Origin of the sequence: Leeuwenhoekiella marinoflava DSM 3653 (assembly GCF_900129005.1) — a bacterium.
Lineage (GTDB): Bacteria > Bacteroidota > Bacteroidia > Flavobacteriales > Flavobacteriaceae > Leeuwenhoekiella > Leeuwenhoekiella marinoflava.
The window spans coordinates 72249-86186 of the sequence record NZ_FQUN01000005.1 but is presented as its reverse complement, the minus strand read 5'-3'; the positions used below and the strand labels follow the sequence as shown (position 1 = coordinate 86186).

At 37.5% G+C, this 13938-nt stretch carries 10 protein-coding genes; 8 read left to right on the top strand and 2 right to left on the bottom strand.

The annotated features are described in order from the left end of the window. Positions 1 to 16: 16 nt before the first annotated feature. The 3 genes from BUB91_RS04045 to BUB91_RS04035 all read left to right on the top strand — a co-directional run bounded on the left by BUB91_RS04045 (position 17) and on the right by BUB91_RS04035 (position 4076). Complete coding sequence (locus BUB91_RS04045) at positions 17 to 817, top strand: 2Fe-2S iron-sulfur cluster-binding protein (protein WP_073097345.1); 801 nt, start codon at positions 17 to 19, stop codon at positions 815 to 817. Positions 818 to 881: 64 nt separating this feature from the next. Then, on the top strand, positions 882 to 1874 hold the full coding sequence (locus tag BUB91_RS04040) for an FAD binding domain-containing protein (protein WP_073097343.1): 993 nt from the start codon (positions 882 to 884) through the stop codon (positions 1872 to 1874). Between the two features lie 27 nt (positions 1875 to 1901). Next, positions 1902 to 4076, top strand: coding sequence for a xanthine dehydrogenase family protein molybdopterin-binding subunit (locus tag BUB91_RS04035; protein ID WP_073097341.1), 2175 nt, complete (start codon positions 1902 to 1904; stop codon positions 4074 to 4076). A 72-nt stretch (positions 4077 to 4148) separates the two neighbouring features. Here BUB91_RS04035 and BUB91_RS04030 read toward each other — a convergent pair whose 3' ends face one another. Next, on the bottom strand, positions 4149 to 5183 hold the full coding sequence (locus BUB91_RS04030) for an XdhC family protein (protein WP_073097339.1): 1035 nt from the start codon (positions 5181 to 5183) through the stop codon (positions 4149 to 4151). Positions 5184 to 5474: 291 nt separating this feature from the next. Between BUB91_RS04030 and BUB91_RS04025 the strand changes: the two genes are divergently transcribed. From BUB91_RS04025 to BUB91_RS04010, 5 genes are all read left to right on the top strand, one after another. Next, positions 5475 to 7313 (top strand): glycoside hydrolase family 15 protein, encoded by a 1839-nt coding sequence (locus BUB91_RS04025; protein ID WP_073097336.1) that lies wholly within the window; start codon positions 5475 to 5477, stop codon positions 7311 to 7313. 496 nt (positions 7314 to 7809) lie between these two features. Beyond that, positions 7810 to 8913 carry a formylglycine-generating enzyme family protein gene (locus BUB91_RS04020; RefSeq protein WP_073097335.1) on the top strand — a complete coding sequence of 368 codons (1104 nt, stop codon included), beginning with the start codon at positions 7810 to 7812 and terminating at the stop codon, positions 8911 to 8913. 103 nt (positions 8914 to 9016) lie between these two features. Further along, complete coding sequence (locus BUB91_RS04015) at positions 9017 to 10087, top strand: glycoside hydrolase family 43 protein (RefSeq protein ID WP_073097334.1); 1071 nt, start codon at positions 9017 to 9019, stop codon at positions 10085 to 10087. Positions 10088 to 10198: 111 nt separating this feature from the next. After that, complete coding sequence (locus tag BUB91_RS20735; RefSeq protein WP_128759301.1) at positions 10199 to 10423, top strand: hypothetical protein; 225 nt, start codon at positions 10199 to 10201, stop codon at positions 10421 to 10423. Further along, a complete protein-coding gene (locus tag BUB91_RS04010) occupies positions 10401 to 11120 on the top strand; it encodes an MFS transporter (RefSeq protein WP_073097332.1) in 720 nt (239 codons plus the stop codon). The genes BUB91_RS20735 and BUB91_RS04010 overlap by 23 nt, the downstream gene beginning before the upstream one ends. A gap of 180 nt (positions 11121 to 11300) precedes the next feature. Here the strand turns inward: BUB91_RS04010 and BUB91_RS04005 are convergent, their stop codons facing one another. Beyond that, positions 11301 to 13823, bottom strand: coding sequence for a M14 family zinc carboxypeptidase (locus tag BUB91_RS04005; RefSeq protein ID WP_073097330.1), 2523 nt, complete (start codon positions 13821 to 13823; stop codon positions 11301 to 11303). Positions 13824 to 13938 lie beyond the last annotated feature (115 nt).

Genomic DNA, 13938 nt, shown 5'->3' with positions numbered 1-13938 from the left:
CTACAATCTTTTGCTCATGAAAAAGCTCAACAAAAAAGCACATTACGAAAACGAAAAATTAACCGAAGATGAAGAACAAATTTTAAATCAGTTAGGACTCTTTGGAGATTCAAGAAGACGATTTTTAGGTAAGGTTTCTGCTGCAGGAGTAAGCGTTATGGCTTCCTCTTATTTTACTTCAGAATTGTTTGGAAACACAACAAACGCAGATTTGCCTAAGGATTTAAAAGCCTTTTTAAACGAGGTAGAAGTGAAACTTCACGTTAATAACAAAGTAGAACTCCTTACTTTAGATTCCAGAACTTCTTTACTAGATGCTTTACGCGAACACCTGCACTTTACAGGAACAAAAAAAGGTTGCGACCATGGTCAGTGCGGGGCTTGTACGGTACTGATAGATGGCAAGCGTAAACTTTCTTGCCTAAGCCTTGCAGCCACATGTAAAGACAAAAAGATTACTACAGTAGAAGGTCTGGCAGAGAATTCTCAATTACATCCAATGCAACAAGCTTTCTTAAAGCATGACGGGTATCAATGTGGCTATTGTACTCCTGGACAGCTTTGTTCTTCTGTTGCTCTATTGGAAGAAGCTAAAAACGGAGAAGCCAGTTACGTTACAGAAGATTTTACTACTGTTAAAAGCGACTTAGAACTTTCTGAGGAAGAAATCAGAGAACGTATGTCTGGTAACATTTGCCGCTGTGGGGCTTATAATAATATAGTACAGGCTGTTAAAGAAGTGCAATCTGGTGTTGAAGAAAAACCAAAATGGAAATTTGCTACTATGGAGCAAATGAATGAAGCGAGTAATTCTTAAACCTATTTTCTTCACACTGATTAATGTCTTTTGAATTTCCAAGAGACAGACCAAAAAACAAATTATGAGACCATTTACATATACTCAAGCGAAAACAATACAAGAAGCTTTAACGGCTTCTGCAAACAATACTGAAGCAAAATATCTTGGAGGAGGAACAAATCTAGTTGATTTGATGAAAGAGGATGTTGAAAGACCTTCACAAATCATTGAAGTTGCCGACCTTGATTTTGATACGATTACATCAAACGATACCGGCGGTTTTACACTTGGCGCAATGCTGAGCAATTCAGAAACTGCAAATCATCCTGATATTAGAAAGAACTATCCGCTACTGTCTATGGCGATGTTATCTGCTGCTACGGCACAGATTCGTAATATGGCAACAAACGGCGGTAATTTATTACAACGCACGCGTTGCCCTTACTTCTTTGAAGCTTCTATGCCGTGTAACAAGCGTGAGCCGGGTAGTGGTTGCGGTGCATTAGAAGGTGCTAATGCAAAACACGCCATCTTTGGTTGGAGCGAAAGCTGTGTGGCAACACATCCTTCAGATATGTGTGTGGCGCTGGCAGCATTAGGAGCTACTGTGATCCTTCAAAAACCGGATCGAACATCACGAACTATCGAGTTTACAGATTTTCACAGATTGCCAGGCGAGCAACCGGAAAAAGATAATACGATACTTCCGGGGGAAATCATCACGGCAATTGATTTAACGCAGCCAAAATTTAAAACCAATTATCACTATCTGAAAATCAGAGAGCGTAGCAGTTATGCTTTTGCATTGATATCTGTTGCAGCCGGACTTAAAATTTTCGGAGGAATGATTACAGATATTGGTCTTGCTATGGGTGGTGTTGCTCACAAACCCTGGAAACTTACTAAAGCTGAAGCGTTCCTAACCGGGAAGATGCCAACAACCGCCAATTTTGAACAGGCTGCTAAACTCGCGCTAAAAGATGCTAAAATCCTTTCTGAAAATGAATACAAGGTCACAATGGGAAAAAAAGCAATCGTGAGAGCATTAGAGCAAGCACTGGCAAAAACGGCTTAGTAGTAAATCACCACAAAATTTAAAGAAATGGATACAGATATATCAATAGGAACCGGAAACCCAATAGACCGTGTAGAAGGTCGGCTTAAGGTGATGGGGCTGGCTAAATATGCTTCAGAATTCAATGTGAAAAATTTAGCCTATGCGCAAGGAATCAACAGCACGATAGCTAAAGGTACAATCACAGCAATAGATACCAGCGAAGCCGAAAAACAAAAAGGAGTCATTAAGATTCTTACCTATAAGAATGCAGATAAACTGAAGCATTACGAAGAAGAATTGCCTGCCATTTCAACTTCAAGTATTCAGCCGGTATTACAAAATGCTGATGTGCATTATTACGGGGAGTACGTAGGTCTTGTTATAGCGGAAACTTTTGAGCAGGCACAATATGCAGCAAGTTTAGTAAAATATACTTATAGCGAAAAGAAACCGGATATTGACTTTGACAGTTCTCGAGGTAAAGCATACAAACCCACAGAAAAATCAGACTATTCCAGAGGTAATATAATGCAGGGAATGGCAGAAGCAGATGTCACTTTAGAACAGACATATAATACTCCAATAGAGCATCATCACCCTATGGAGCTTCATGCAATTATTGCTTCTTGGAATAATGGTGATGTTCAGGCATATGCAAGTCAGCAAATAATAGACGATGCAACCATAACAATCGCAGATACCTTTCAGATTGAAAAGAAAAATGTACGGGTAATTGCGCCTTTTGTAGGTGGTGGTTTTGGATCAAAACTTCATGCAAAACAGCACGTGATTTTGGGAGTAATGGCTTCTAAACAAATAGGCAGACCAGTACAGATGACCGTTACGCGAAATCAAATGTTTACCAACACCAATCTGAGACAGCGTAACGAACAAAAAATACAAGTGGGTGCAAAGTCAGACGGTAGCTTAACGGCTCTATCACACGATACCTTATCACACACTTCTACCTATGAAGAGTTTCAAGAATCTTGTGGTACGGTTACTAAGATGTTATACAAAACACCAAATAATAAAGTTACACACCGCCTGATGCCGATGAATTTGCAAACTCCGTTTGCAATGCGAGCTCCGGGAGAAGCAACCGGTAGTTTTGCGTTAGAATCTGCTATGGATGAAATGGCGTGGAAACTTAAAATGGATCCTGTAGATTTTAGAGTGAAAAATGACACACAGGTTGATCCTAGCAGTGATAAACCTTTTTCCTCTAGATTACTCAATGAATGCCTCAAGATAGGTGCTGAAGAATTTGGCTGGAAAAACAGACCACAAGAGCCCGGAACTAAAGAAGAAGGAAATTGGCTGGTAGGTTACGGCGTAAGTGGTGCTTCACGACGCGCCCCTTATCAGAAGACTTCTGCTAAAGTTATTTTAGAACTTAAAGATACTAAGGTTCGTGCTACTATTCAAATGGATGCGACCGATATAGGTACGGGTAGTTACACCATTATTGCACAGACCGCTTCAGAATATTTAAATATTTCTGTATCCCAGATAGATGTAGAATTGGGAGATTCAGATTTCCCTAAAACTCCGGGTTCCGGTGGTTCTTGGGGTGCCGCTTCGTTTTCAAATGGAGCGCGCGCAGCTTGTGAAAATGCCCTTACTGCTTTGGAAGAAAAATCAGGATTGAAAGCTGCTGATGCAGGTATCGCTAAAATGATGCAAGCCGGAAACCTCAATTTGTTTGAAGCTGAAGGAACAGCAGAACCTGATGAAGAATTTAAGAAGCATTCGGTGTTTTCTTTTGGAGCCAACTTTACTGAAGTTTGGGTGGATAAAGACACAGGAGTTTTTAGAATCAAAAGAATGCTTAATGTAGCTTCCTGTGGAAAAATTCTAAATCCCAAGACAGCTTTTGGTCAAATTATTGGCGGTTGTGCTATGGGGGCCGGTATGGCGATAGCTGAACAGACAAAAGTAGAACCTAATTATGGTAATTTTATCACCCGTTCTTTCGCAGATTATCACGTGCCGGTGAATCTGGATATGGCGAATATTGATGTTATCTTTTTACCGGAAGAAGATAAGATTGCAAATAAAATGGGAATTAAAGGTGTTGGTGAACTCGGTATCACCAGTGTTGCGGCTTCTATAGCCAATGCGATATTTAATGCGACTGGTAAGCGTATGCGTGATTTACCAATCACTCCAGAAAAATTAATAGTAGCTCAAAAAGAACCGGAGTTGCTTAACTGGTAAATTTTGATATAAAAAAGGTTTTAAATGAAACAGTTAAAGCCTTTTTTTATAGAGTGAATTTTCTGGCTTTGATTAATTGTTGTGAGAAGTAGCGTGTTTGATTTTATCCCGAAGCGATTGTATTTCGCGTTTTCGCTTTAGAGCTAGAATTTCAGCAGTAACAGAAAGAGCGATTTCTTGTGGAGTAATAGCTCCTATATCTATTCCCGCCGGCCCGTAAATGGTGTCTAAGGTTTCTTCAAATAGTTCGGGTTTATAATCCATGAGTTCGTTGAATAATTTTTCACGTCTTTTTGAACTTCCTAAAACACCGATATAATTGGGTTTTTTATCAATTATGTTTACCAAAAAATTGAGATCTGTAGCGTAGTTATGATTCATAAGTACCACAGCAGATTCTTCGTCAATAGTAAGCATAGTAGCATCTTGAGGTGTTAAATGTAGAACTTGATGAACTCCTGGAAAATTAGCTTTGGTTTTAGGGTCTTTTGGAGAGGCAATTACTGTGACTTGCCAACCCAATTGTGATGCGGTAATACCCAACTGAACCGCATCGTGTTCAGAACCAAATAAAAACAGCTGAAACAACGGAGGTAATTCTTGCTTAAAAACCAAACTAGTTTCTGTATTGATTTGCTCATCAGAAATAGGAGATAAGTAAAGTTTCTCACCGGTACTTAAAATAATTTGAGTTCTCAAAATATTTGAGACCTCTTCCACAGATCTGCTGTAAAATGATTCTAGCTTGAGGTTGGTTCGGTTTATAAGTTCGTTGTTGAACTTTTCAAAAAGCATTTCAGTAACGACAACAGGTTCAATTAAAATATAAATAACACCTTCACAGCCCAAACGGTAACGCCCGTCATAGGTCATCATTTTGGATTTTCCGGTTTCAAAAACTTCCGCAGCCTGAAACAGAACCTCTTTCTCAACACAGCCACCGCTAACGGCGCCGGTCATTGTGTCGCTTTCAGAAATAAGCATACGCACACCGGGCTTTCTGTACGAAGAGCCATCCAGATCAACCACGCTTGCCATCACACATCTTTCTTGGTTTTTATGGTAGTTAAAAGCTGAGGCAATGAGTTCTTTTAATTCGTGTGTCATTTGTAGTATTTACTCGATAATCGAGATTTAAATGCTTCTAGGCTTGCCCAAGAAGATTTACTCAATAATCAGGATATAAATCATTTGTAACTTAATTGGTCGAGTAATTTAAATCTATTTTTTACTATCATACGGTATCAGTAGAATTTTTACAAGATTTTATGAATTTTGAGTAGCTCCACAACTTAGCTTATGAAGCAGATTTTACCTTTATTTTAATAAAAAAAGGCTGCATTAATCAGTAATTTTTCGGTTTATAGATAATAAACCTTTAAACAAGCAAACTTATAAATGATTGATTTTTCTGAGTACCCCGCAATTGAATCATATGGACTAATAGGAAATTGTAGAACCTGCGCATTAATTCAAAAAGAAGGGGCCATTGAGTTTATGAGTTTTCCTGAATTTGATTCACACTCAGTTTTTGGATCTATTTTAGACCGAAATAAAGGCGGTTATTTTGTCACAAAACCTCAGGGAGATTTCACTAAATGTTTTCAGGAATATGTGTTAGATACGAGTGTCTTGACCACGCGTTTTTTATCTGAAACTTATACAGTAGCGTTTACAGATTTTATGCCCATAGGAATAGGTAAAGAAGTTCCCAATCAACTGATAAGAAAGATAGAAGTTATCCGCGGAAGCGTAAACTTTGATCTGGATATTAAAGTGCAACTCAATTACGGTAAAGTTTCAACCGAAACTCAAATAACAGACAATCATACTTTAAGTTTCACAAATAAAAATTTTGACAAAGGACTCAAATTTTCGGCTTCTGTTCCATTAGTAGCAGAGGGAAATACAATCAACGAGTTTCAGTTAAAAGAAGGAGAGCAAGCTTATTTTATTATCGAAAGTGATTCGGAGAAAGAAAGTTACACCTTTGATAGTCATGGTGAAGAAACTATAGCAAACAAACTAGAAGAGACTTTGCAATTCTGGAAAAACTGGATTAAAACCTGCACCTATAAAGGAGATTTCGCGCAGCATATGAAGCGTTCTGCAATCACCTTAAAATTGCTCACAAGTTCTAAATATGGTGCACCCATTGCTGCTCCTACATACGCATTACCTGAAACTTTAGGAGGTGATAAGAACTGGGATTATCGTTATGTATGGATTAGGGATGCGGCATTTACGATGTATGCTTTTATGAGATTGGGCTTTATAAACGAGGCTTCAGATTTTATGAAGTGGGTCTATGAGCGTATAGATGCAGATATAAATGGTGATGTAGAGTTACAGATTATGTATCGCTTAGATGGCGGGCGTGATCTGGATGAAGAAGAGTTGGATTTTGCCGGCTATAAAGAGTCAAAACCGGTGCGTATAGGTAATGCTGCGACAGGTCAATTGCAGTTGGATGTTTTTGGCGAATTGATGGATACGATTTATTTATTTGACAAGTACGGCCAGCAGGTGATGTATTCATTCTGGAAAAATGTTGAAAAACTAATCGATTTTGTTTGTGAAAATTGGGAGTCACCAGATCACGGTATCTGGGAAGTACGTGAGGTGAAAAGACATTATCTGTATTCCAGATTGATGTGTTGGGTAGCTTTAGATCGAGCAATTAGATTGGTAAGAAAGCGCTCGTTGCCCACAGACGTCACCAAATGGATAGAAAACCGAAACCTGATTTTTAAAGATATCTATGATAATTTTTGGGATGAAGAATTACAGAGTTATGTGCATTTTAAAGGAGCCAAAACCGTAGACTCCTCATTGCTGATGATGCCGTTGATGAAGTTTATAAGTCCGTACGACAAGCGCTGGTTAAAAACCCGTAAAGTAATCGAAGAACAATTGATAATTGATGAGGTTCTTGTTTATCGAAACCTTCACGACAGTATCCCTGTAAAAAATGAAAATCGGGAAGGCTCTTTTACAATTGGTTCATTCTGGTATCTAGAATGCTTATCGCGTGGAGGTGAAGTAGAAAAAGCTTCCAGATACTTTCAGAAATTAATGAGTTATAGTAATCATCTGAATCTATTCTCAGAAGAATTGGATCTGTCTGGAGCTCATTTAGGTAACTTTCCGCAAGGATTTTCTCACTTGGGATTAATTAGTGCTTTGTTTTCTATCGATCGTCAAAAAGGCTCTAATAAACTTGTACTGAAAGGTTAATTTTAAAATGATTGAATTTTTACCGGTTGCTCTGGTAGGTGCGCATTGATTTCAGGCATGTATTCTTCAGTGGTAGAAGGGAGCAGTACAAGCATTTTAGTTGTTTTTTTTAAGAGGATCTTTGTAGTATATTCTGAGTTTATAATTTACAGGGTGATCTTCATCGTGATAATCTCCTGTTTCTAAATCAAAACCACCATCATTAGTATAAGCCAAACTAATAATTTCGGCTTTTTCACCTTTTGAAGGTTTACAAGTTCTTTATTACTAAGTTTATAACGGTTGAGTAATGTGTTAAGGGTCTTGAAAAAATGATTATCTCCACTGAATAACATAGTTTTATTTTTTAGAATAATATAAAATTATTTTTAAATACATTAATAACCAATTTTAGAGTGGGAATTGGCTTAAGTTTAATAGAGAATTTTAAAATTTAGTTAATAGTATTCTATGAATCTTAGATTTATTTATTCTGATAACCGTAAATTTGAGCTATATGAAAGTAACTAGAACCATAAGTATTTTAGTTTTTAGTTCAGCATTAATATTACTTGTTGGCTGCAAAAATGAAAAAGATAAAGAAGCAGATTCTGTTGTAAAGAAGGAAACTATTACAGAGTTAATTGTAAAACAACCAGATAGTATTGAAGCTCCAAAAAATATGGTTTGGGTTTCAGGAATACGCTTTACACAGGGTGCTCAATCTGGGGATCAACTCGCATTACCTAGGGAGAAACCGGCTCATCCTGTTGCAATAGATGGTTTTTTTATAGATAAAACCGAAGTTACCAATGCCCAGTTTAAAGAATTTGTAAAAGCTACCGGTTATATAACTACCGCAGAGCGACCAGTTGACTGGGAAGAGATGAAAAAAAACTTACCTTCCGGAACTCCAAAACCTGTAGACAGCCTATTGAAACCCGGCTCTTTAATCTTTAATAGAGAAGTAGTAAATGTTACTGATCTGAACAATTATGCACAATGGTGGGAATGGAAGATAGGAGCCAATTGGCAACACCCGCAAGGTCCGGAAAGTGATATTGTAGATAAAGATAATTATCCTGTAGTACATGTGACCTACGAAGATGCTTTAGCTTACTGTAAATGGGCGAACAGAAGATTACCAACAGAGGCGGAATGGGAAGCCGCAGCTCATGGTAAAATGTCTGGCGGTATATATACGTGGGGTGATGATGATTCAGCTCTAAGTGATAAAGCAAATACGTGGCAAGGTACATTTCCTACTAAAAATTCTGAAGAAGACGGCTACGCCTATGCTGCACCGGTTGCAACATATGATTCCAATTCCTTAGGTATTTTTGATATGTCTGGTAACGTGTGGGAGCTTACTCAAGATTGGTTTTCAGTGCGTTATTATCAGGATATTTCTGGTAAAGAGATGGTAAACCCTCGAGGACCTTTAGACTCATACAACCCAGTGAATCCGTATCAGCCAGAAAAAGTAATTAAAGGTGGCTCTTTTCTTTGTAATGTTTCGTATTGTGCGAGTTACCGTATTTCTGCTCGGATGGGGCAGGCGTTAGATTCTTCTTCAGATCACAGTGGATTTAGAACAGTAGCAGATCTAGCGATGCTTTAGCCTTAATTCATTTTTAAATATTCAAATTAGTTCAAAGGATTTCGTATTATTGTTTTATAAATGTAAATTAAACACTTTTAATTAGTTTTAAACTTCATATAGTATGTTTTCTAAAATTTTCAGTCTTCACGGGTATATCCTTTTAGGTTTCTTTTCAGTTTTAATGATTTTCAGTTCTTGTAAAAAAGAAATAGACAAAGAAATTATCATTGAAGAAGATCTTGTTCAAAATGAGGCAGAAGAGATGCCATATAACAATCCTATAGTTGGTCAGCGAGCAGATCCCTGGGTTTATAAAGATACTGATGGAACCTATTATTTTATTGCTACAGCTCCGGAATATGATCGCATTGAAATTAGAAAAGCAAATACTATTAATGGATTAGGAACAGCAGAACCTCAAGTTATCTGGACGAAGCACGAAACCGGAAATATGGGACATCACATTTGGGCTCCTGAGTTACACAAAATTGATGGAAAATGGTATGTTTATTTTGCTGCCGGGGAAGTTGAAGATGTTTGGAAAATACGCATGTTTACTCTTTCTACAGACGCAGCAGATCCTACTCAAGGAAAATGGGTAGAAGAGGGTCAAATTGCTACAGAGCGAGATTCTTTCTCTCTTGATGCCACAACTTTTGAACATAACGGAAAACGTTATTTAATATGGGCACAGAGTGTTCGTGAAGGTGAAAACACCTCACTTGTTATGTCTGAGATGGAAACACCTACAAAACTTAAAGGTCCAGAAATTATTATAACTGACCCGGAATTTGACTGGGAACGTATAGGTTATAAAGTAAATGAGGGTCCGGCAGTTCTTAAACGAAATGGTAAAATATTTGTCACGTATTCTGCAAGTGCGACAGATGCAAATTATGCGGTTGGTTTGTTATGGGCAGATGCCGATGCAGACCTAATGAATGAAAAATCCTGGAATAAATCTAAAGAACCCGTTTTTTATACCAATGCTGAAGTAAGACGTTTTGGACCCGGGCACAATTCTTTTACCAAATCTGAGGACGGAGAAGAGGATGTTATGATCTATCACACACGTGTTTATGAGCAAATACGTGGAAATTCTTTATACGATTTTAACAGACACACTCGTGCACGTGTTATCGGTTGGGATAAAAATGGTTTTCCTGACTTCAGGCAAGACACTCGTGACTAGTTTATCAAATAGCATTTAATTTTTTGACAATTGTCACAATGATATAAAGCCTCACAGGAGTTGAATACTTTTGTGAGGCTTAACTTTACACACTGCATAGAGATAGAACAAATGAGTGCAGAACGAGTCAAAAAAACGCCAATTTTAATTATAGTTCTAGGTTTTCTTACTGTGCTAGAGCCTATTGCTAAAGATATTTATTTACCAGCATTTGAAGACATCGCTGATAAGTTGAATACACACATCAGCCCCATTTCTTATACACTATCTAGTTTCTTTATAGGGCTTTCTGCACGACAATTGATGTTATTCTATGCTGGAGTGTTTTGGCCGTAAAAAGCCTATTTATGTAGGGCTAGCTATTTACTTTCTAGCTTCTTTAGGTTGTGCACTTTCTGGTGATATTTATATTTTAATTGTTTTACGATTTTTTCAGGCGGTAGGAGCTTGTGCCAATATGGTTGCTGCTCGCGCATTAGTACGAGATCTATTTGAAGATAAAGAACTAGCTCAGGTATTTTCTTTATTGATGGTTGTAGTTGCTGTATCATCTATTTTGGCACCTACATTGGGCGGACTTATCACTATTCAGTTTGGATGGAGATTGTTTTTTGCCAGTTTAAGTATACTTACCTTATTGACATTTTTTGGAGTTTACTTTAGGTTGTCTCAAGGGAAATCGGCCAATGTAACGCATTCTTTAAAACTGAAGCCGGTATTGCGTAATTACAGAGAAGTTATTTTAAATAAGCAATTTGCTATTTATGCAATTTCAGGATCTATATCGTATGCAGGAATTTATTCGTATTTGAGCGGATCACCCCATATTTATATGGAACTCTATAAAGTTTCAAAAACCACATATAGCATCATTTTTGCAATCATCGCAGCCGGATTAATCGGTTCTGCGTTGGTGAGTTATTTTCAGGCGCGTACAGATATGGCAATGATCCTAGTGATGAGCGGAGCTGAATTTTTTGCATTCATACTTCTTAATTTCGGAAGAAAAAAATGGAAGCAACTTACGCTTTAACAAAATAAACCACCTTAGGACAAGTCCACAAGGCATTAAAAGGAGACAGCTTTTAACTTCGAGGCAAGTCTCGGAGCATTTAAATTTCGATTATCGAGTAAACGTTTCAAGTTAGTTGATTAACAAAAAAACTCGTATAATAAACATACGAGCTTTTTTGTTTAGAAAAACATGTTCAGTTTACATAGCTTCATTTAAGAAAATAGCATTCATAAACAGCTTTGTTGTACCATACCAGAATGCTCTAAAATTCGTGTTATCTGTAAATAAAATCACATTACCCCGGCCCGTAGATTGCTGTACAAAAGGTCTTGTTCCCTTTATGGCTTCATAATTTATATCGCTTATATAACCACTTACTAAAGGCTCATCAGTATAACTTATAGGGTTTTTATAACTGGTTTCATCAGTCTCTATAAAGAGTGTTGTATCTCTAAAAAGATTTATCTCTGAAGAATCATAACCAAAAGCGATAGGGTGGGAGCGATCGATTTTTGCTTTAAAAATGGCACCACCTATTACTTGAGCTCCATTAAAATCTCTGCGTTGCTCAAAAGTCACATTAGTCGCGGGATTGTCTGTTTCTACTGTTGTGAAGTCAATTAAACCCTGACGTTTCATCCAGCGGGCAGCATTTTTAAAACCAATGAAGTTTCCGCCACCGCGAACCCATTCACTAATTTTATCGCCGCTAGACTCATCTATACCGCCACCCCAGCCACTTGTAGGCATTATGAGTGTTGTGTATTTCGATAGATCAGTTCTGCTTAAACTTTTAGTGTCTAGTTTTGTAATGCTGATGTGGAAACGGGTATCTAAAAGATGCCAAATTTCTCCGGCATCCGTTGCGTTAATACCGTCGCCAACTAGAAGTGCTATTTTTTGAGGTTCTAATGCGATGAATTTCCGGCTACCTAGATCAATTCCGTCAGTTAAGCCGGTTTTTACAGGATTAATGCTAAGGTGCGTATCTTTAGCAACTTTATCTAAGAATTGGTTTAATTCTTCAGCATTCATTTTTTGATTCTGTACAGGAATCATTACCGTTCCATAATCATAAGTAACACCTCCTGAAGTAAAAGGTTGTATCCCAACTTTAGCACGTAAACCTGCATTTAAAATTTCGTTTAACGCCTGTGGCGCGTAATAATCTCCCCAAGGAAGTAAATAGGCATAATCACTTTTGGATAAGGTTAAAGGTGTGGGAAGGGATACGCTGTCTATTTTAGAACTAGCTAAACTTGATGGCGCATTCTCACTAAAATCAAGATTAAATGCTAACGGAAAACTCCATGCAGAGATGTCATAGAAAAGGCTATCTTTAAAAGTAGTTCGTTTTTCAAACATACCTTGAAGTAGCCTGCTGTGCTTTTGATTTTTAGGTATCACATAGCTGCTTTTTTTGTCAAATTTTAAACCCTTTGATTCATAATTTTTATCAGCTTCATAAACTGAAATTTGATGACGTTGTAGTAACTGCGCTAAGTGAGCTGCACGAGCAGGATCATTTTTACTACCAAATATATAAGCATCGCCACCCGCTTCTGATCTGGAACTCGCATAAAAATCACGTTGATAATTGAGCAGTTTGATGCGCATAGCTTGTGCTGCTTCAATAGTTGAAAGAAAAGCAGTAAATTGATTTCTTATCGTAAAAGGAAAAGTAAGTAATCCGTTATCTGTTTCCTGTATGTGACCGCGTGAACTCGCTTGTTCAAAAAGAATACCGATACTACCATTAATATCCGGAAAGGTTGAACCTTTTCCGTAGTAAAAATCATCATAATCTTCTTCGGTGTAGTAGAACGAACCAATTTTATCAAATGCCGCAGCGTGATATTTACCAATTTCTGCGGTTAATTCTTGATTGAGTTTTGGAGTCAAAGGATGTGTACGACTCTGAATTCCCGGTTGAAAGAAAAACGAAGAGTTGCTTCCCATTTCATGATGATCTGTTAAGATGTTAGGATGCCAAGCATGATAGGTTTTAATACGTGCCTGGGATTCTGGTAATTCTGCCGGAAGCCAGTCGCGATTGAGATCAAACCAATAGTGGTTATAGCGACCACCAGGCCATACTTCGCGATATTCTCTATCCTGTGGATCAGAGGTAAGACTTTGGTTTTTATTGGTATTTGCCCAGTAAGAAAAGTGTTGTAAACCATCAGGATTAAAAGAGGGATCAAATAAGATAACAACATTTTCTAACATCAAATCAATCGCGGGGCCTTCTGCAGCAGCTAAATAATAGATAGCCAATAAACCCGCGTTAGAACCACTGGCTTCATTTCCGTGAATACTCATCCCTTGATAGGTGACAATAGGCATAGTGTCTGTATCTAAGCTTTCAGAACCACTATCAGTAAGTGCTGCGTGTTGCTTTTTAATTTTAGCAATATTCTTGTGATTTTCTGGAGATGTAACCGTTAGTAACAATATAGGTCTACCTTCAAAGGTTCTGCCTCGATTTTCAATAGTAATACGGGGAGAAGAAGCAGCCATTTTTTCCATATAGCTTACCAATAAATCATGGCTTACATGCCATTCACCGGGAACATAGCCTAAAAGCTCTTGTGGAGTAGGAATCTCGGGATTGTAACTTACATTATCTGGTAAATAATAATCTAGTGTAGGATGCGATACTTGCGCATAGGTAAAAGGTATAAACAGGAGTAGAAAAACTCTAAGTAGCGTTTGCTTCATATATTTTTTGAAAATGGTTTATGAATGATTTTAAAGATATTAATTTTAAAACTAAACCGTTTTCTATTTGTACTAAAAGCCAGTAATTGAAGAATTGTACAATTAAATTTATTTT